General features: G+C 37.9%; 14 protein-coding genes. 9 read left to right on the top strand and 5 right to left on the bottom strand.

Features of this window, described 5'->3' with window-relative positions; translation table 11 throughout:
• The first annotated feature begins 27 nt into the window (after positions 1–27).
• The 6 genes from CLO1100_RS14475 (at position 28) to CLO1100_RS14450 (ending at position 11,682) form a co-directional block, all read left to right on the top strand.
• Complete coding sequence (locus CLO1100_RS14475) at positions 28–4,701, top strand: kelch repeat-containing protein (RefSeq protein WP_014314508.1); 4,674 nt, start codon at positions 28–30, stop codon at positions 4,699–4,701.
• Positions 4,702–5,128: 427 nt separating this feature from the next.
• A complete protein-coding gene (metG, locus tag CLO1100_RS14470) occupies positions 5,129–7,093 on the top strand; it encodes a methionine--tRNA ligase (RefSeq protein WP_014314507.1) in 1,965 nt (654 codons plus the stop codon).
• A gap of 448 nt (positions 7,094–7,541) precedes the next feature.
• A complete protein-coding gene (locus tag CLO1100_RS14465) occupies positions 7,542–8,966 on the top strand; it encodes a cellulase family glycosylhydrolase (protein WP_014314506.1) in 1,425 nt (474 codons plus the stop codon).
• Positions 8,967–9,107: 141 nt separating this feature from the next.
• Positions 9,108–9,971 carry an MBL fold metallo-hydrolase gene (locus tag CLO1100_RS14460; RefSeq protein ID WP_014314505.1) on the top strand — a complete coding sequence of 288 codons (864 nt, stop codon included), beginning with the start codon at positions 9,108–9,110 and terminating at the stop codon, positions 9,969–9,971.
• Positions 9,961–11,034, top strand: coding sequence for a hypothetical protein (locus CLO1100_RS14455; RefSeq protein ID WP_014314504.1), 1,074 nt, complete (start codon positions 9,961–9,963; stop codon positions 11,032–11,034). The genes CLO1100_RS14460 and CLO1100_RS14455 overlap by 11 nt, the downstream gene beginning before the upstream one ends.
• A 177-nt stretch (positions 11,035–11,211) precedes the next feature.
• Positions 11,212–11,682 (top strand): transcriptional regulator, encoded by a 471-nt coding sequence (locus CLO1100_RS14450; RefSeq protein WP_014314503.1) that lies wholly within the window; start codon positions 11,212–11,214, stop codon positions 11,680–11,682.
• A 244-nt stretch (positions 11,683–11,926) separates the two neighbouring features.
• On the opposite strand, the gene CLO1100_RS14445 is transcribed toward CLO1100_RS14450, so the two are convergent.
• Positions 11,927–13,792, bottom strand: a complete 1,866-nt coding sequence (locus CLO1100_RS14445) for a CotH kinase family protein (protein WP_014314502.1) — start codon at positions 13,790–13,792, stop codon at positions 11,927–11,929.
• Between the two features lie 540 nt (positions 13,793–14,332).
• Positions 14,333–15,652, bottom strand: a complete 1,320-nt coding sequence (locus CLO1100_RS14440; protein ID WP_014314501.1) for a nucleotide sugar dehydrogenase — start codon at positions 15,650–15,652, stop codon at positions 14,333–14,335.
• 163 nt (positions 15,653–15,815) lie between these two features.
• On the opposite strand from CLO1100_RS14440, the gene CLO1100_RS14435 reads away from it, so the two are divergent.
• From CLO1100_RS14435 to CLO1100_RS14425, 3 genes are all read left to right on the top strand, one after another.
• Complete coding sequence (locus CLO1100_RS14435) at positions 15,816–16,601, top strand: EFR1 family ferrodoxin (protein WP_014314500.1); 786 nt, start codon at positions 15,816–15,818, stop codon at positions 16,599–16,601.
• A gap of 302 nt (positions 16,602–16,903) precedes the next feature.
• On the top strand, positions 16,904–17,260 hold the full coding sequence (locus tag CLO1100_RS14430; RefSeq protein WP_014314499.1) for a PadR family transcriptional regulator: 357 nt from the start codon (positions 16,904–16,906) through the stop codon (positions 17,258–17,260).
• A complete protein-coding gene (locus tag CLO1100_RS14425; RefSeq protein ID WP_014314498.1) occupies positions 17,247–18,218 on the top strand; it encodes a hypothetical protein in 972 nt (323 codons plus the stop codon). Before CLO1100_RS14430 ends, CLO1100_RS14425 begins: the two co-directional genes overlap by 14 nt.
• On the opposite strand, the gene CLO1100_RS14420 is transcribed toward CLO1100_RS14425, so the two are convergent.
• The 3 genes from CLO1100_RS14420 to CLO1100_RS14410 are packed head-to-tail and all read right to left on the bottom strand — an operon-like array spanning position 18,147 to position 20,728.
• Positions 18,147–18,794: a thiamine phosphate synthase gene (locus CLO1100_RS14420; protein ID WP_014314497.1), complete on the bottom strand. Its 648-nt coding sequence runs from the start codon at positions 18,792–18,794 to the stop codon at positions 18,147–18,149. The genes CLO1100_RS14425 and CLO1100_RS14420 overlap by 72 nt on opposite strands.
• Positions 18,795–18,809: 15 nt before the next feature.
• Positions 18,810–19,958: a 2-iminoacetate synthase ThiH gene (thiH, locus tag CLO1100_RS14415; protein ID WP_014314496.1), complete on the bottom strand. Its 1,149-nt coding sequence runs from the start codon at positions 19,956–19,958 to the stop codon at positions 18,810–18,812.
• A 2-nt stretch (positions 19,959–19,960) separates the two neighbouring features.
• Positions 19,961–20,728: a thiazole synthase gene (locus tag CLO1100_RS14410; protein ID WP_014314495.1), complete on the bottom strand. Its 768-nt coding sequence runs from the start codon at positions 20,726–20,728 to the stop codon at positions 19,961–19,963.
• Between the last annotated feature and the right edge of the window lie 9 nt (positions 20,729–20,737).

Raw genomic sequence — 20,737 nt, 5'->3', positions numbered from 1 at the left:
TGTTGATTACAAAGAGAGGAATACAATATGAAAAGAGTTATAAGTGCTTTAATAGCCATAGTTTTTATAATTGTAAGTTTATTTTCAGGAATTACAAATGTACTGGCTCAGGAGAATATGGACAATACTATTAATTCTGGCGTGAACTGGCTTATGTCCAGCCAGAATAGTGACGGTTCATGGGGCGAAACTGCAGAAACAAAAGCCAGAATTACGTCTAAGGTTGTTGAAATCTTAAAAAAATATGACTTAAATAATCAAAACAGTCAATTAGGAATCAATTGGCTAACTAGCAACTCACCGAAGAACAACACAGATCTGGCCAGATACTTAGCCGTTTCCGGCTTTGAAAATGCCGATAAAATAGCCGAATTGGTTAGTTCACAGGCTGAGTTTGGAGGTTGGGGAACTGTAAACGGAGGTGCTACAGATAATCTGACTACATGTCTGGTTGCATCTGTTTTGATGAAACAGGACGTCTACACTAAAGAAGTAACAAAGGCAGCCTATAATTTGCTGTCAAATCAGAATCCCGACGGAAGCTGGGGTATGATCAAAGGTGAAAACACAGGCAGTGTAGAAATGACAGGATTAGTAAGGTCTTTTTTGACAGAATATCAAAGCAGGACAAGAATTAATATGTCAGTAGAACTGCAAAAGGCTTGCGATTGGCTCGTTTCCCACAGATATGCGGACAAAAGCTGGGGGAGTATAGAAGCCAGTTGCTTGGCATTTTTGGGTCTTTGTAAGGATAAGCCGGAACTTGTAAGTACCATGCCCGATTACTTTATGAGTAAGCAGGCTTCAAACGGCAGTTGGAATAACAATCCGTACGATACGGCTCTTGCCATTGATGTGCTATATAAAGAAAAGTCTCAATTGACAGCTGCCATTAATGACATAAAACTTTATTCAAACGGTGTTGCCACTGAAACTTTTTCTCCAAAAGATCAGGTTGAAATAGTACCTGAATATACAGGACGCAACGTCCAGGTTTATGCCACAGTAATTACCCCGGACGGATTAAGAATTAATCTTTCACCAAATGCAATAAGAGGATTTTCCTGGAACAGCTCAATGAGCACAGAAGGGACTTATCAGGCTGAAGTTGTACTCAAAGATAGTCAGGGAGAAATAAAGGAAATTAAATCAAAACAATTTAACATTAAACCAGTATTAGAAATAAGAGAGTGCGAAATAGAAATAACTCCCGGTGCATGTATTATAAACAAGCCTGTTAAACCGCAGTTGGATTTTTATATAAATTGCAGTGCAGCCAATATAAATAAACCTGTCAAGGCAACTGTTAGCGTATTTGATACAAACGGCTATGAAATATATACACAAGAAGCTACTTCTATTTTAAAAACAGGTGAAAATACCATTCCACTTGGAAGTTTTTTGCCTGTTGTTGCACAACCATCAGAATATAAAGTAAAGGCAGTGTTGTATTATGATGGGAAGGAACTCTTTACCAGAAGTGATTCTTTCCAAGTACTTGATACGGTGAGTTCCACTTATACAACAAACGCAGATTTTGATTTGGGAGCTTTAAAAGGTGTTAATCATACTGAAGTGCCTGACCAACTGCAGTTGAACAAGTACGCTGAAGTTTTCCCATATATCTGGATTGCCAATGCTACCGAGGGAACAGTATCAAAACTTGATACAAGGACAGGCAGGGAAGTTGCCCGCTATCGCACAGGTAGTTCAAGCGGTACAAACCCATCTCGTACCGCAGTTGATAAGGATGGTAACTGTTGGGTAGGTAACAGAAGTACCGGCTCGGTTACCAAGATAGCAATGACAGGTGGTATAGATAAAAATAAAAACGGTAAGATCGATACGTCTACTGATCTTGATGGAAATGGCAAAATAGATGCTAATGAAATTCTTCCATGGGGACAGGACGAAGCGATTCTTGCGTATGCCCCAGTAGGAAATAATTCTGATTGCTGGCCAAGAGCTTTAGCAATAGACAAAAAGGGGAGAATATGGGTTGGATTATATTACGAAAAGAGATATGTTGTGCTGAATCCCGAAGACGGAAGTTTTACCGGGATATCAGTAAGTACAGTGTCTAATCCATACGGTGCTACCATAGACAAGGATGGAGTTTTATGGTCATCAGGAAACGGAACTCCATTAAGAATTGACAGTTTGGATACTAATACAAATACTTTCTTAAAAAGTTACGATGTGGGAAAAGGTCCTTATGGAATAGTTGTTGATAAAAATGGAATCGTTTGGGCTGCCTGTCCAACTAAAGATAGCAACGATAGAAGTGCATTAATAAGGCTTAACCCTAGTACGGGGGCATATACATACCATTATGGAAATGGAAATATAGGCAGGGGAGTTGCTGTAGACAGAGACGGCAACATATGGATGGCATGTTCAGGAAACAACTGGGTTGATAAATTTGACTCCACAGGGAAATACCTTTCATCCGTAAATATAGGTGACAACGGGGGTTCGGTTCCCATAGGAGTAGGTGTTGACAGTGAAGGATACATATGGGTAACCTGCCAGAGCTCAAACAATACTTTTAAAATTGATACCACTGGCAAAATAATAGGCAAATATGCTGTAGGTGCAGGACCATATACATATAGTGATATGACAGGCTATAACCTTCAAAATGTCACTGCTCATGACGGTACCTGGGTTGTTACACATGATGGTGGAAACGAACAAAACACATGGTCAAGTGTTTCATGGGACCAGGATACTCCTGAAAATACTGCTATAGCAGTAAGTGTAAAGGCCGCAAATACTATTGAAGAACTTACAGGAAAAACATCTACAGCTATATCAAACGGAATGCCTATTTCAAATGTAAGCGGACGTTTTTTAATGATAGAGGCAAAACTAAGTACTGCAAACTCGACTAGTCCTGTACTCAAGGAATTGAGAATTGAAGGTAAAAAGGGTGTTCTGACAGCTAATGCCGGTGAGGATATAAACGTTAAGGCTTTACTGGGAGCTATTGATGCAGATGTAACCCTTGATGGTTCAAAATCAAGTGACCCTGACGGAAACAAGCTTATATATAAATGGAGTTGGAATAACGGAACTCAAACTGCAGAGGGTATCCAGCCAACAATAAAATTACCTGTTGGAACTACCGAAGTTTCTCTTGTAGTTAATAATGGGTTCAGAGATTCGGAGCCGGATACGATAAAGGTAACTGTTACTGAATTTTCGGTGCCTGATGATATACCTCAAAAACCGGAGAATTTGAAAGCGGAAGTAACTGGAGGTACGGAGATATATGTTTCATGGTCACCATCACTAAATTCAACTTTTTACGAACTGGAAGTTGATGGGGATATTATTAATACTAAGGATGTAACTAATTATCTTCATGGGGGTCTTATTCCAGGAAGTACCCACCAATATAAAGTGAGGGCAGTTAATTCAAAAGGCTTCAGTGACTGGACAGATATGATTATTGCTTCAACAATAGACTATGCTGCTGAAATAGACCGTATTTTAAAAGAAGTAGAAGCAAAGCTACCTAACTTAAGATCTTCTGAAATAATTCAACAGACTCAAAATCTCCTTGATTCTGCTAAAAATCTGATGCCTAAAGTAAGTGCTGGCCCGGTAAAAGAATCTTTGCAGGTAAGAATAAATAAGGCACAGGATGTAATTATTGTTGCAGGAATTGACGTTAAATTAACTGTGTTGGAAAATATGCTGCCTAATATAAGCTCATTGGAACCTATAAAGAAGGCATTGGATGAAGTTCAGCTTGACGTTAATAATCTACCTGCACGTTTGGACAATGAAAGAAATCAATTCCAGACCAGAATAGATGAAATTTTAAAACATTTTTCTAATCAGTGGTATTCAGAACCAGTCATGCAATCTTCTAAGAGCAAGGCGGCTGTAATTAATGTAAACGGGAAAATTTATGCAATTGGTGGAATTGAGAGTGACGGTGTCCTTTCAGATACCATTGAGGAATTTAATCCTCAAACAAAAACCTGGACAACCAAAACAAGTATGCCCGGTGGGCCAAGACAGGGTATGGCAGTTGCTTCAATAGACGGAAACATATATGTAATAGGTGGTAAAGTAGGTTCACAAAACTTAGGGCTTGTTGAAATGTATGATACCGTTACAGATAAATGGACAAAGAAAGCAGATATGCCTACAATGAGACAGGGAGCCGTGGCTGCAGCTGTAAATGGTAAAATCTATGTAATAGGTGGAAGCAATAGTACAAGATATTTTAGAATTGTTGAGGAGTATGATCCTGTTAGTAACAAATGGTCAACCGTTACCAAGGCTCTTATGCCTACAGCGAGAGATACCGCAGGAGTTGCTGTTGTAAACGGGGAAATATACGTAGTAGGAGGATTCAACTCTACAAATAGATTTTTAAACTGTGTTGAAAGTTATAATCCCGTAGCAGACAAATGGGAAACAAAAACTTCTTTGCAGGTTCCAAGACGTGCTCTGGGAGTTTGCCAGCTTAATAACATTATATATGCAATAGGCGGTTACAATAACGAGGGAGACCTGGGAGTTGTTGAAGTTTTTGATCCGGTAACAGGCGAATGGAAGCTAAAGACTGAAATGTCTATGAAGAGAAGTTATTTATCCATCGTACCTATCAATAGTTCAATTTATGCAATAGGTGGAACAAATAACGGAAAGCCTGTAAACACCGTGGAGCAGTTTATACCATAAGGAATTTAAAATGAGTATATTTAAACAAGCTCGCCTTTTGGCGAGCTTGTTTATTATGGTGCTAATCCCCTTGACAACTAATCGTGTTGGCTTTAGACTAATATTAATAGTGTTTTACAGGCTATGAAGAGAAGAGTAGGCGACGTAACGATTACAGAGAACCTTGGGAGTGCTGAGAACAGGGGAGTCGTGAAATTGCTGAAGATGGACTTGGAGCTTCTTTGCTGAGGGCTGGTATTTCGGCTTTAGGTATCGACGGGAACACCCGTTATAGTGCATGCTGTATTATTGCAGTTGTTAAGGCTTTTGCCGTGAGGCAAAAAGTAAATTAAAGTGGTAACACGAGTTTTCTCGTCTTTAAATAATTATTATTTAAAGGCGTTTTTTATTTTAAAAAAAGATAGATAGTAAATCAGGAGGAGTAAAAATGTCAAAAAAACCTTATTATTTGACTACGGCTATTGCATACACATCCAGTAAACCTCACATAGGTAATACTTTTGAAATAGTATTGGCTGATAGTTTTGCAAGATTTAAAAGAATGCAGGGGTACGATGTACGTTTTCAGACCGGGACTGATGAGCATGGTCAGAAAATAGAGCTGAAAGCCAAGGAAGCCGATATCAGCCCCAAGGAATACGTTGATAACTTTGCTGTAGAGATAAAGCGTATCTGTGATTTAATGAATACAACATATGATAAATTCATACGTACAACCGATGAATATCACGAAAAGCAGGTTCAGAAAATTTTCAAGAAGCTTTATGAGCAGGGAGATATTTATAAGGGACACTATGAAGGAATGTACTGTACTCCATGTGAAGCATTTTTTACTGCTTCACAGCTAGTGGACGGCAAATGCCCGGATTGCGGAAGGGAATGTCATCCTGCAAAAGAGGAGGCTTATTTCCTGAAGCTTAGTAAATATGCGGATCGTTTGATTAAGCATATTAATGAACATCCTGAATTTATTCAGCCTGAGTCCAGAAAAAATGAAATGATGAACAACTTTTTACTGCCGGGACTACAGGACTTGTGTGTTTCAAGAACCTCATTCAAATGGGGAATTCCTGTAGACTTTGATGACAAGCATGTTGTATATGTGTGGCTTGATGCACTGAGCAACTATATTACAGGCTTGGGCTTTGATGTTGACGGAAATAATGATGAATTATTTAATAAATATTGGCCTGCGGATTTACATCTGATAGGCAAGGATATTTTAAGGTTCCATACAATCTATTGGCCTATTATGCTTATGGCTATGGATATTCCGCTTCCCAAGCAGGTATTTGGTCATCCGTGGCTGCTGATGGGCAGTGGCAAGATGAGTAAATCAAAGGGAAATGTAATATATGCCGATGAACTGGTTGACATTTTCGGAGTAGATGCAGTCAGATACTACGTTCTTCATGATATGCCCTTTGATAATGATGGTGTAATTTCCTGGGAATTGGTTACTGAACGTATAAATTCAGACTTAGCCAATGTACTTGGCAATCTGGTTAACCGTGTAATTGCTATGAGCAACAAGTATTTTTCAGGTGTTGTAAATAATTCAAATGTGAGGGAAGAAATCGACAATGAACTCATTGAATTAACCCTAAAAACACCTGAAACAGTAGTTGAAAAAATGGATAAATTGAGAGTTGCAGATGCACTTTCAGAGATATTTTCATTATTTAAACGCTGTAATAAATATATTGATGAAACAATGCCTTGGATACTTGCAAAGGACGAAGACAAAAAGCCAAGGCTGGAAACAGTATTGTACAATCTGGTAGAAAGCATTGTGACCGGAGCAAGCTTATTGGAAGCATTCATGCCTGAGACTGCACAAAAGATAGTTGCCCAGTTAAATACAGGTATCAGGCCAATAGAGGATATGAAGGTTTACGGACAATACAAATCAGGAACAAAGGTTACTGATACACCTGAAATTCTGTTTTTAAGATTGGATATAAAGGATATACTGGAAAAAGCAGGGCAAAAAGACGAACCTGAAACAACTCCTGCACCTGTTGCGGAAGAAAAAAATGAAAATGTCATAGAGATTGAACCAAAGGAAGAAATCGCCTATGATGATTTTACAAAAATGCAATTCCAGGTTGGCGAAATAGTGGAATGTGCAGAGGTTCCAAAATCCAAGAAGTTATTATGCTCACAGGTAAAAATAGGTGGACAGATAAGACAGATAGTTTCAGGTATAAAGAAACATTATACGCCGGAACAGATGGTTGGTAAAAAGGTAATGGTACTGGTAAATCTCAAGCCTGTAAAGCTGGCGGGAGTTTTGTCCGAGGGTATGTTACTGTGTGCAGAGGATGAAAATGGAGAACTTGCACTTATGGTACCTGAAAAGCCAATGCCATCGGGTGCGGAAATAAGATAACATTTTGATTCAGGGGAAAGTGGGAAAAGATAATTTTCCCACTTTTCTAAAATAAAAACTAATTGAATAGTGAGTTATATTAAAGTATAATATGAACAGTAATTTACTGTAATTTTCTACAATTCTTTACTATACGATTAAAGTAATTTTTGAGGTAATCTTTAGAATAACGGTATTTTGAAAGGGGGGACAAAGTAGTTTGTATGAGGTAAGAAAATACAGCACCTTATGGAATTTATATATGCACTTTCATATTTCCCGTCTTTAGGTTTTAATTCATAATATGCGTAACTTTGCTCTTAACGTCAATTTGTATGTTACACATACCTTATTCAAATACAGCAACTTAAATTAAACCTCTTAACTCAAGCTTGAAAAACACATTGTTATTCCAATGTGGACTTGCATTACTTACTACTACTATTATTAATCAAGGGGGTCAAATTTAATGAAAAAAACAATAGCTTTTTTACTGTGTTTTCTAATGATTTTTACAGCATTATTGCCAATGCAAAATGCTAATGCGTATGATGCTTCACTTATTCCGAATCTTCAGATTCCACAAAAGAACATTCCGAATAATGATGCAATGAATTTTGTAAAAGGTTTAAGACTTGGATGGAATCTGGGTAATACATTTGATGCTTATAACGGTACAAATATTACTAATGAATTGGATTATGAAACATCATGGAGCGGTATCAAAACAACTAAGCAGATGATTGATACAATAAAGCAAAAAGGATTCAATACTGTTCGTATTCCTGTATCCTGGCATCCACACGTAAGTGGTTCAGATTACAAAATCAGTGATGCGTGGATGAATCGTGTTCAAGAAGTAGTAAATTATTGTATAGATAATAAAATGTATGTCATTTTAAACATACATCATGACGTTGACAAAGTAAAAGGTTATTTCCCAAGCAGTCAATATTTAACAAGCTCTAAGAAATATATAACTAGTGTCTGGGCACAGATTGCTGCTAGGTTTGCAAACTACGATCAACATCTTATTTTTGAAGGAATGAATGAGCCTCGTCTTGTAGGACATGCTAATGAGTGGTGGCCTGATCTGACAAATTCAGATATTATTGATTCTATTAATTGTATTAATCAACTTAATCAGGATTTCGTTAATACAGTACGTGCAGCAGGTGGAAAAAATGCAAGCAGATATCTAATGTGTCCGGGATATGTTGCATCTCCTGACGGAGCAACAAACGATTACTTCAGAATGCCAAATGATTCAGGTAATAATAATAAAATAATCGTATCGGTACATGCATACGTACCTTGGAATTTTGCAGGGTTGGCAATGGCTGATGGAGGTACAAATGCTTGGAATATAAATGATTCAAAAGATCAAAGTGAAGTTACTTGGTTTATGGATAATATTTACAATAAGTATACAAGCAGGGGTATTCCTGCAATAATCGGTGAATGTGGAGCAGTAGATAAGAACAATCTGAAGACAAGAGTAGAATATATGTCCTATTATGTTGCACAAGCTAAAGCACGTGGTATATTATGCGTATTGTGGGATAACAATAATTTCTCGGGTACTGGAGAATTATTTGGTTTCTTTGATAGAAGAAACTGCCAGTTTAAGTTCCCTGAAATTATGGATGGAATGCTAAAATATGCTTTCGAACCACAAACTGAGCCTGATCCAGTAATTGTATATGGAGACTATAACAACGATGGAAGTGTTGATGCACTTGATTTTGCAGGCTTAAAGAAATATATTATGGCTGCCGACCATGCCTATGTTAAAAATTTGGATGTTAATCTAGACAATGAAGTAAATGCTTTTGACCTTGCAATTTTGAAAAAATTCCTGCTTGGTATGGTAAGTAAGCTTCCAAGCAACTAAACAATAGTTTCTAAAAAAAAGTATCATTCAGTACGGTGATTATAACCTTCTGAATGATACTTTTTTCATTAATTGAAAATTTTAATAGAATATGGTAAATTTTATTTAAATATATTATAAAAATGAAAGCAGGGTCGGAAAATGTGTAAAGAGGTCGAAATTATATGCTATGGTGTTGGTTTCGGAGACTGCATATATGTTAAGCTCCCAAATGATTTGCAAATATTAATTGACACAGGTCACAGCGGAGCTTTTTCAAAAGTGGCTACTAAACTGCTGAATGATAATAAGAATATTGATTATGTATTTCTGACTCATTCTCATGGAGACCATATAGGCGGAATAAATCAGCTTTTTGATAATGAGGAACTTAAAATAAAGGGAATCTATTATTGGGCTCCTGCTGAAACAAAAATAAGCCCCAGCAATCTTAAAAAAATTAATAAATTAAAGGACATTTCTGTACATAAGCGTAGGATGATTCATTGTGAACAGCTTGACGAGGATGTTGTTGAAAGGATACATGGTATATTTGATAATTATGTAAACATACTCTATCCAATTACATGCGGTGTCCATGAATACAACAATATTGATCTAAATGCTAACTCAATAGTAATAGATATATTGATTGACAGCTTTCATTTTCTGTTCATGGGAGATGCTACAAGTAAAAATGAACAACTGATTCTTGAAAATGGAACTGATTTAAAAAAGACAATTTTTTGGAAAATAGGACACCATGCAAGCGAAACTGCCTCTAGCACCACATTTGTCGATGCAATTTTAGGCGATGATTTTAAAAAGGCGGTATGTTCCTGCAAGGATTCGTGGACATATGACCCGGATAACAATGAGCCTCCAAGTGTAAATAAAATAATTGAGATAAATACAAAGCTAAAGGCCTTTGGCGAAGAGATAAATTTTACGGGTAAAAGCCGTACAATACAAGATATAAAGTTAAAGTTTAAGATTGATGGAGGGAGTGTAACTTATGTGCCCTGAAATTACTAATGATAGTGTTAGAATACTTGGATATTTGGATGCCGCAGTTAATAGTACATATTACTTCGAATATTATATAAATCAAGGAGGAGATGCTTTAACCTCAGAAATGTTTACTGTTGAAAGGCTCCTTGATTCTCAGATAATAAGCTTTTTCTTGAATATCGGAAAAGAAGTAAATAGGGTTTTATTTGAGAATTATTACTACGATATAGAACTTAAAACTATAGCCGATGAATATTCTATAATAATTGATCCCAAGAAAAATTCCGAATTCTATGACAATTTGTCCCTTGATCTGTCCAACCCTTGGTATGTAAATTTATCAATAAACCATAATGTTACAAAGCAAGTTGCAGACAGTTATGAGAAAAGTAAGAGGCTTCTGGGAAAACTTGAAAACTTGAAAAAAAGTTTGTTGAAGGTGTACATTACCGGAGAAATTGTTGGTGATGGTAATTCGTACAGAGAATGGGTTGCGAAAAAAAACAGCAATAAAGAGAATCTGGACACTTTTTTAAACATGGAGGAGATAGGCGGAGAAAATATCCTTGGATTTGATACAGCAATTAAGGCTGTTATTCCAAACTTTAATATTAACAGAAGATTCAGATGGAATTTACTCAGGGAAGAGGATGGAGAAGCAATGGAAACTCTTTTAAGAGAATATAATGAATTCAGAGAGCTTTTGGGGCAGATTAAGTCATACCGCAGTAATGGTGAAGATAATGAAGAGGCGAATTTGGTAAACGTTTATAGAAGTTTACTGAGTTATGACGGTGTAGGGGAGGTTGCATTGTCATCGCTGCTTAATACGATAAATAATAAATATTTTCCTCTATTTTCCAGAAGTCTTTGCGGATATATGAAAATGGTGGGATTTGAAATTGATGCCGGCCAATATACAGAAAGTGACCGGAAAACAGCGGTGAAATACCATAACTATCAGATGGGGATAAATCAGATGTTTAAATCCTTTAGAAATTATCTAAATGACCATAAGAATAGCAACGATGCCGTAAATTACTATTTAAGACATGGTTTGAATCTATTCGAACTGTAGGATATCTTTACCCATCAGAAAAAATTTTCACCTTACACTCAGACTTTGGTGGATTGGCTTAACGGATATGTAGATATGATCTACTAAAAAGCTATAGTAACCTATTTGATAATGATATATAATATAGATTGCAGATGTTTGCAAATATTATACATAGATAGGGGAATATGTAAACACATGGTAGAATCAGGTAAAGAGTTTATAATGGAAAATGTTCTGTCTCTTAGAAAAAAGATGACTCAGAGACAATTAGACGACGAAATGGAGAAAATAGGAGAGTTTCTTCAAAGTAATGGTGCAACTCAAGCCGGGCCCATAGTTACGGTAACTTTTTCAATCGAAACAAAAAATGAAGAACCTTTATTGGATATGGAAATACTTGTGCCAATGGATAAGGAGTTGGAACTATCGGGTGACTACGTATTTAAACCTTTATTTAGGGTAACAAATGCAGTGTATGCAAGGCACAAAGGCAATCCGGCTGATTTGCAGAGGACATACAACGAAATGCTTTTATTTATCCAGGAAAATGATTTGCAGCAGATAACAGTAGGGTACAATGTTCTTATTAATGAACCAATGCCCGGGCTGACCATTGATGATATGATTATCGACGTCTACATAGGAATAAATCCAAATCTTCTTTAATTAAAATTTATATATGTGTAATATTTGAAATTGTTAATTGCAGGTAATTCAAAGAAAATAACGGGGATAAAAAAGGCATCAATCAGAAATAATCGCTGATTGATGCTTTTAATATATATGCCAAATTGCTACTCAAAGTAGTTACTACAGTTTTCTTTGAAAGGAATCCTCCGCTTTTGGCTTTAGAATGCATGTATTATCCCGCCCAAGAGGAGGATATTATATGGCTTCATGGTTTCCTAGATTAACCACCCCAACCGGGCCATCCGGGATTAGTGCTTGTAGTTGGTTTCCATCCGGATTTATCCAACCAGGCAGCCCTTTGGAGCAGAAAGTTCTGTAAAATTGTTATTTGCTCTTCCCAGGTCTGTGTTGTTTGTGTACTGAAACCACCCACATTTGCGGTGCCCAAGTTGTTCCACTTCTGGAAATTACGTTTAGCGCCGTTTGTTAAAGGTGTTGTCAGCTTTTGAACCAATGCTTTTATCTGTGTATCAGAAAGAGGTCCGCTACGTAATTCCTGCCAGCGTGCACTGATCTTGCTTTGGAAAGTAGGGTCCTGCATAAGCTTGTAGTACCAGTCACAAGTAGAACTCATTCCATACATTGGCTGGAACTGCCAGCCTTCTACATAGTTTGTCGGCATACCCATCATACCGGTTACGCAATTATAGCCCAGATCATAATCCCAAAGTGGGCCTGCTGCCAGTTTTGCACCACGATCCTTATATATGTAGGTACTGCGCATGTATGAGTCGCCTTCACGGGCAATTTCATTTCCAATAATGTAATTTATGAAGGAATCAACGTCGATATAAGCAGGATATCCGGTGGTTGGGTCAGAAGGATTAGTACTGCGAATAGAATTATGTACCTTTTGAATATAGTTGCTTATCCAAGTCAACTGTTCAGGCAACAAATCATCAGGATCTGTTATCTCAAGATCGTTCCAGCCTGATCCTTTTACCAATGGTCCGTCAGTTGCCATCATGTTGAACTGCATCAAGTAACCGCCGGTAATATTCGGTTCTGTAAGGTCGTCGTCCTTGAGTTTTTTAATATTGACACGATCCTTGTCAATTTCCAGTGTTTCTGTCAGCAGATATACACCCTGGTAATCTGCGGAGGATAACGGTTGATTATCAAGATTCAGGTATACTTCAACAAATCTGTATCTTGGTGCTTTCAATCCCATACTGGCTCCTAATTCATAAGCAAGAGCATTTCTTATAAGAGATTTATCGGGGAAAGGTGAGAGCAATGCCCAGTCGCCGTCCCCCGGCATACCTAACAGGGGATACTTTGCATCATCGTTTTTGTTATCCCACAATTCAAGACGATAAGGAGTCTTTTCGAAATTAGCAGAGGACTGACCACGTACATGAAAACCTGCGCGAGTGGCAACTGTAGGGGTTTGTAATAATGAAGCTTCGTTGTTCTGCGGCTCCATGAGCATAACGGCAACGTCTTTGTAGTCACGAGCCGGTTTTCCACCGCCGTAGGCATCCAGAATCAATACAGGGAGATCATGCTTTGAATTTATAGCACTTGCAACATAGATTGCAGTACCCATATTACCGCTTACAGCTCCATTTACAAAGGATTGAGCTCTCAACTGTGTTGTCTTGGTAAACGACAAAGGACTGCTGTATAAAGGAGAACTTGCTGTAGGAACACTTCCGTCGGTAGTATAACGGATTTGAGAGTTAGCAACTTTTGAGCTCAATGACACTGAGACCTGGTTGCTGAAAGTACTGCTTGGTACAGAGAAAAGGATATCTCCGGTCAATTGAGCTGCAGGAGAATTATCTACTGGCGTTGTAGTATTATCTGCCGGAAACTTAGTAATAATGTGCAGAATATATTGTTTCATTAATGATAAATCGATTGCATCTATGTTACCGTCTCCATTTACATCGGCTGCTGTAGGATTACTTATAGTTATACTGCCAAAAAGGTAACCTTTCATAATGGAATAGTCTATAGAATCTATTGAACCATCCGAATTCAGGTCTCCATACATTGTAGCTGCGCTAATATTTGTCATAGGCAATAGTACAATAAAGAGTGCAAAAAATGCTGACAAAATTAGCAAACGACTTTTTTTCATAAAAATACCTCCTATAAATAATTTGGATAAACATTAAAATCAGCGGTTATTTTAAGAAACCGCTAGAATAACTCTGTAGAGTCCACTTTAAGTAGTTGCATATAACATAAGTAGGTGAAACAAAAAAGCCTTGGTAAGTCTAAAAAAGATTTCAGCAGGATTATTGAAACTTTATGAGGGAAATAGAATTTTCGGGGGTATTAAGAATGATTTGATTATCAATGAATTATCGTAAAACACAATTAAAATGCTTGCAAATGAATATTTTTAAGATTTGCTTAAAATACAATTTTTTGACGTCAACCAGGCCGTGTAACGTATATATTTCTTTTGAAATATTGATTTTTCAAGGTTCAGTACTGCTTATAAAAATACTTTTAAAAAAATATTTTAATACGATTACAATTATACTCTACATCTCATCCACTTTCAAACAGATATTACATTAATATGACAATATAACATAAATTGTCTGTTATTTAACATGATTGGCGCAAAACAAAAGCCATTTCTTATAGAATGGCTTAGCTGTTTATTTATTTACAGACTCCAATAAATGTACTCAGGATTAACAAATTCATCTTTGTTTAATGCACCTTTAACGTCAATGATGACTTTGCTTTCTTTTGTATCAGTCTTAAACATCTTATCAAAATCGGCCTTTGATAGCTTTAGAAACGAATTATGGCTAACGGCTAAAACTACTGCATCCATACCTCTGATGTCGTCAATAGGTGTCAAATCAACACCGTACTCCTGCTTCGCTTCCAAAGCATCAGCTTCGGGGTCAGAAATAACGGGCACAATACCATATTCACCGAGGCTTTCCACTATATCTATAACCCTTGTATTGCGGGTATCAGGACAATTTTCTTTAAAAGTGAATCCAAGTATTGCAATTTTGGAGTTTTTAACCGATAAATCGGCCGTAATCATGTTTTTTATAAGATTCTCAACAATGTATTTCCCCATAACATCATTAATTCTTCTGCCCGATAGGATAATTTGAGAATGATACCCCAATTGCTCAGCCTTATAGGTAAAATAATACGGATCAACACCTATACAGTGCCCTCCAACCAATCCGGGGGAAAACTTGAGAAAATTCCACTTTGTTCCGGCTGCTTCAAGTACCGACTTGGTATTAATATTCATTTTATTAAAAACCATTGCAATTTCGTTCATAAATGCAATATTAATATCACGCTGTGAGTTTTCTATAACCTTTGCTGCCTCTGCGACTTTAATTGAATCGGCAGGATATACCCCTGCCTTTATAACCATTGCATATACCTTAGCGATTGTATCAAGTGCATCAGCATCTATACCAGATACAACTTTTATTATATTTTCAAGCCTGTGCTGCTTGTCACCCGGATTTATTCTTTCAGGAGAATAGCCTACCTTAAAATCTTCTCCGCATTTCATACCTGACTCCTTTTCCAGTATGGGTATGCAGATTTCCTCGGTAACGCCCGGATACACAGTCGACTCATATACAACAATTGACCCTTTGGCAAGATTTCTGCCCACAATGCAGCTTGCCAGTTCCACGGGATTCAGATTAGGAGTATGGTCTGATTTAACAGGTGTGGGTACCGAGATAATAAAAAATCCTGCTTCTTTAAGCCGTGTTTCATCCGACGTAAATTCCACAGTAGAATTTTTTATTGCATAGTCTCCTACTTCCTTGGTTGGATCTATACCTTTATTATACAGCTCTATTTTTTCATTACTTATGTCGTAACCTATGACAGAGGCTCTTTTGGAAAATGCGATAGCAAGAGGTAATCCCACATACCCAAGGCCTATTACCGCTATTTTTTCTTTACGGCTTAATATATTTTCATACAAACTCATGATAGATCATCCTTAATTTTAGAAGTATATGCTTTCGTGTCATAATGTGGTACATTTAGAATATCAGTTAACAATATAATATGTTGGAAATTTGAGGCATGTTACACATTGGCTGAAATATAGATATAATAAACATAGTTAATTGGTTTGAAAGGGTGATGATATGATATTTTGGTTTTCAGGCACGGGAAATTCACTTTATATTGCAAAAAGCATTGCACAACAAAACGACTTAAAATTAGTATCCATAGCTTCTGTTGTTAACAGTGGAGCAGAATTCTTTGAATATGATCTTGAGGATGGTGAAATAATTGGATTTGTCTTTCCTGTATATGCATGGGCACCTCCCAGAATGGTTCTTGATTTTATAAGTAAGCTTAAATTAAAGAACTATAACAACAACTACACCTTTTGTGTTGCTACCTGCGGCGGTAATGTTGGGAACACCACAAAGGTTATGGAGGAGACCCTCAAGACAGCAAATATAAACCTTTCAGCCGGATTTTCTGTCATAATGCCAAACAACTATATAGTTATGGGCAATATAGATTCAAAAGAGAAGGAAGAGAAAAAGCTTGCTGAAGCAGAAAATACTACTAAAAAAATATCCGAAATTGTATCGGAAAAAAAGCCAGTAATGTACAATGTGGTAAAGGGCCCATTACCCGGGCTGTTTACAGGCTTAATAAGTCCCATGTTTAACAAGCATGCCATTAAAACCGATAGCTTTTATGCAACTGATAATTGCAATGGATGCGGTATCTGTGAAAAGGTGTGTACCTGCAAGAGTATTAAAGTAGATAAAAGGCCGAAGTGGGGGAAGGAATGTAACCAGTGTCTGGCATGCATACATTTTTGCCCGACAAAGGCAATACAATTTGGGAAAGGCACCGAGAAAAAGGGAAGGTATACCAATCCCAATATAAGCATCAGTGAAATGTTAGAATGAAGGCGGCATTGACGAAAGAACCTGTAAAGTGATAACATATGGGAAATAATGTATAGTTTACTTCCTGATTGAAAAGGATGAAAGCCCATATATACAAATTCCTTCTTGAAGCGTATTCTAAAAGGTATTCCACAGTAGATTGACTTATAGATATTCAGAATCAGTTTTACAGCTCCCATGGGTTAACTAATTAACCTATAGGAGTTTTTTTATGTATAAATTAATATTAATTACAAATAAACAATAATAATGAATTGACAATATTGTACGACATACAGTATAATGTTAATCGAGGTGGTAAAATGGAAACTACAGATGACATACTAAGTTCACTGGTTGTGGAACTAAAGAGAGGAACCCTGATACTATCGGTGCTCAGCCAACTATTTAACCCTGAGTATGGTTATTCACTTGTACAAAAGCTGGAGCAAAAAAACAATCCTATTGATGCAGGAACCCTTTACCCGCTATTGCGCAGGCTAGAGAAGCAGCAGCTTTTGGTAAGCAATTGGGATACAAGCGAAGCCAGACCAAGAAAATTCTACGTAATTAGTGAAGAAGGGAAAAAAGTTTTTCAGTGTCTCAAAGAGGAATGGAGAACACTGTCCGGGAATTTGGAGAATTTATTGGAGGAGGAAAGGGATTATGGAGATGATTGACCGTTATATATATGCAGTTACACAGCACTTGCCGGAAAATATCCGTGAGGATGTAAGCAAGGAGCTTAGGTCTAATATTCAGGATATGTTGCCGGAGGATGCATCAGATGACCAGATAAAGGAAGTCCTTGAGGAATTGGGTAACCCTGTAAAACTTGCAGTTGAATATAATCCTGAAAGAAGATACCTGATAGGCCCAAGTATCTATAACCAGTACATAAACCTGCTAAAGATTGTAACATGTATTGCTGCACTGACTATGGGATTTATAGCCATATTTGCCTGGTTGTTTGATCCTGCCGATGCACAAAAGCCGGCAAACGTTATTGCAAATATCATATCTGCATTTTTCCAAGGGGCTTTGCAGGGAGCCTTCTGGGTTACCCTGGTATTTGTAATTATGGAAAGAAGCGGGGTACATGAGGGGCATAGCCCGTTTACAAAGAAAAAATGGACTTTGAAAGATTTGCCCGATATACCTGACTATGGCAAAAAGAAAATATCAAGGGTATCTACAACTGCAGAGATGCTTTTTACAGTTATAGTTACAGTGGTATTAATCTTCCGACCTGGGGTTATTGGCGTTTCATTGAACGGAAGCCATTTTGTGCCAATACTCAATGTCGACAGATTGAATACATATATAATCGGTATAGTTTTATTAGGGGTTATAAGCCTTGGTATTCTGGTATGGAAGACAATTTATCCATATTGGAGCATACCTCTGGCCGCCGCAAATGCGGGTTTAAACATTGCCACAGCCATTCTCATGTTGTTTATAGTACGGGATAGGTATATGGTCAATAATGAATTCCTAAAATTATTGGAAAGCCTTACAAACCTGACGCTGTCACAAGTAACATTAATATGGCAGAGAGGCCTTTGGCTATTTGCCGCCGTTTTTATTGTAATAGCAATCTGTGACAGTATAGCAGGAGTCTTCAAGTGTAAAAGCTAGTATCCGTGACGAAAGAGAGGTGGGGGATAGGCAGGTCATTGCTTCACTCATCATGCAAACACCCTTTGCACCTGCCCCGGTTACCCCTTTTATTCGGTCTTGTGTAATACCTCCTATTCCAAAAACGGGAATGGAAACAGAACTGCAAACCTCCCTTAAAAAATCCAAACCCCTTGGGGATACCCCTTTTTTGCAGTCTGTTTCATAAATATGTCCGGCTATGAGGGTGGAAGCACCTGAGTTGCATGCCTCTTGTGCCTCCTTTGCTGAATGTACCGAAACCCAAACTTTGGAAAAGGATTGCAATGCATCCCTGTATTTTAGAAAATCCTCCATGGAAACATGTACTGAGGATACTCCCAGATTTTTTGCAGCTGTGATATATTTATTTACAATAAGCTGAACTCCTGCGGAGTCACATATAACTTTGACTTTTTCTGCAAGAGTTTGATAATCTTCAGGACTTAAATCCTTTTCTCTCAATATTATGGCATGGGGTTTACCGGAGGCCAAACACGCTATTCTATTCAGAAAATCGTCCCTGCACAAATTACGGTTTGTTACATAAATCAGCATTTAGTTTTTCTCCTTTTAAACTCTGATGTAATCTGAATAAACAGGCTGTAAGCCTCTTGACAAAATCATTTCATGAACCTGCTCAACACTTCTGCTATCGTTGATTTCAAATTGTTCATCGCCTTTTTCGTCATTTTTGTGGCCTCCTACGCCTACATTTACCCCTGCCGAAATCTTGTTGGCTGCAAGTCCCACCACATTGTCACGAAAACCTGCTCTTTCCCTTGTAGAAATAGTAATCCCTGCAAAAGGCATGAAAAGCCTATAGGCAAGCATAACTTGCAAAAGCTGTTTTTCATGTACGTCATTTGGATTATTCTCTTCATTATTTATAAATGGTCTTAGCCGGGGAACAGAGAATGAAATCTCTGCATGAGGGTATTTTTGTTGAATGAAATAAGCATGAAGGCCTGCTGCAAAGGCATCTTTGCGGAAATCATCCAGACCTAGTAAAGCACCAAACGCAACGCCCCTCATACCTCCAAGTAACGCACGCTCCTGAGCATTGAACCTGTACGGGAAAATCCTCTTTGGTCCGCTTGGGTGAACCTGTTGGTACTTGTCGGTATTGTATGTTTCCTGATAGACACAGACAAAGTCCGCTCCGCACTCACGTAAGTATGTATATTCATCTGAGTTAAGAGGATATATTTCAAGTCCCACAGTAGAAAAATACCGGGATGCAAGCTTTACGGCATCCCCGATATATTGAACTCCTGAAGCATTACGGGCTTCTCCGGTTAATATTAATATCTCCCGTAGCCCGGTTGATGCGATTTCTTTCAGTTCTTCCTCCATTTCCTCAGGGTTAAGCTTTCCACGACGAATTTTATTATGACAATTAAAGCCACAGTAAACACAATGATTCTCACAGTAGTTTGCTATATACAAAGGTGTAAACATGTTGACTGAGTTACCAAAATGCTTTCTTGTTTCCATTGCTGCCTTACGTGCAATATATTCGAGAAAAGGTGCGGCGGCAGGAGAAAGTACAGCTCCATAATCATCTATGGATAGCCGTGATTTCATCAGGACTTTTTCAACATCCCCGTCGGTATACCTGCTATAGTCGTATTCACTTGTAAGACTCAGAACCTGATTCATTATATTGGAATCAATTGCCTCCATGCCATTTTGATATTCCATGTGATTTGTTTTTTCCATAACTAATCCTCCAAAAAGCCCGTCAAGGGACTGGATGCTTCCGCTTTGTAGGTTAATATCCTTCCTAGGCCTGAAAGGTAAGCCGCACGCCCTGCTTCAATTGCAAGTCGAAAGGCTTTTGCCATTAAGGCCACATCACCAGCTGTTGCAACTGCAGTATTGCACATAATTGCAGCCACACCCATTTCCATTGCTTCACATGCCTGTGACGGACGGCCTATTCCCGCATCAACAATAATCGGTAAATTAATCTCGTCCACGAGGATTTGAATAAAGTCCTTGGTACTAAGGCCCTTGTTGCTACCTATTGGGGCGGCAAGAGGCATAATTGCTGCTGCACCGGCTTCCGCCATGGCTCTGGCTGCATTAAGGTCGGGATACATGTACGGCATTACGATGAAGCCCTCATTTGCCAGAATCTCAGTTGCCTTAATTGTTTCGTAATTGTCCGGCATGAGATATTTCGAGTCATTTACCACTTCGACCTTTACAAAATCTCCGCAGCCGATTTCTCTGGCAAGCCGTGCTATTCTTACAGCTTCATTGGCATTTCTGGCTCCTGAGGTGTTTGGAAGCAGAGTTATACCCTCCGGCATATAGTCCAGAATATTTTCTTCACCGCCAACATTAGCACGGCGAAGAGCAAGAGTTGCCATTTCAACATTTCCATTTTCAATGACCGCCTTGGTCATATCTAAAGAAAATTTTCCTGAGCCAAGTATAAATCTTGATTCAAATTCATGTCCGCCTATAACTAACTTATCATTCATAAAATTCAT

It is taken from the genome of Clostridium sp. BNL1100 (assembly GCF_000244875.1).
GTDB lineage: Bacteria > Bacillota > Clostridia > Acetivibrionales > DSM-1351 > Ruminiclostridium.
This window is presented reverse-complemented; position numbering and strand designations above follow the sequence as displayed.

Coding starts and splice junctions, on each gene's coding strand:
- CLO1100_RS14475 (WP_014314508.1), top strand. CDS start 28: ATGAAAAGAGTTATAAGTGCTTTAATAGCCATAGTTTTTATAATTGTA.
- metG (WP_014314507.1), top strand. CDS start 5,129: ATGTCAAAAAAACCTTATTATTTGACTACGGCTATTGCATACACATCC.
- CLO1100_RS14465 (WP_014314506.1), top strand. CDS start 7,542: ATGAAAAAAACAATAGCTTTTTTACTGTGTTTTCTAATGATTTTTACA.
- CLO1100_RS14460 (WP_014314505.1), top strand. CDS start 9,108: ATGTGTAAAGAGGTCGAAATTATATGCTATGGTGTTGGTTTCGGAGAC.
- CLO1100_RS14455 (WP_014314504.1), top strand. CDS start 9,961: ATGTGCCCTGAAATTACTAATGATAGTGTTAGAATACTTGGATATTTG.
- CLO1100_RS14450 (WP_014314503.1), top strand. CDS start 11,212: ATGGTAGAATCAGGTAAAGAGTTTATAATGGAAAATGTTCTGTCTCTT.
- CLO1100_RS14445 (WP_014314502.1), bottom strand. CDS start 13,792: ATGAAAAAAAGTCGTTTGCTAATTTTGTCAGCATTTTTTGCACTCTTT.
- CLO1100_RS14440 (WP_014314501.1), bottom strand. CDS start 15,652: ATGAGTTTGTATGAAAATATATTAAGCCGTAAAGAAAAAATAGCGGTA.
- CLO1100_RS14435 (WP_014314500.1), top strand. CDS start 15,816: ATGATATTTTGGTTTTCAGGCACGGGAAATTCACTTTATATTGCAAAA.
- CLO1100_RS14430 (WP_014314499.1), top strand. CDS start 16,904: ATGGAAACTACAGATGACATACTAAGTTCACTGGTTGTGGAACTAAAG.
- CLO1100_RS14425 (WP_014314498.1), top strand. CDS start 17,247: ATGGAGATGATTGACCGTTATATATATGCAGTTACACAGCACTTGCCG.
- CLO1100_RS14420 (WP_014314497.1), bottom strand. CDS start 18,794: ATGCTGATTTATGTAACAAACCGTAATTTGTGCAGGGACGATTTTCTG.
- thiH (WP_014314496.1), bottom strand. CDS start 19,958: ATGGAAAAAACAAATCACATGGAATATCAAAATGGCATGGAGGCAATT.
- CLO1100_RS14410 (WP_014314495.1), bottom strand. CDS start 20,728: ATGAATGATAAGTTAGTTATAGGCGGACATGAATTTGAATCAAGATTT.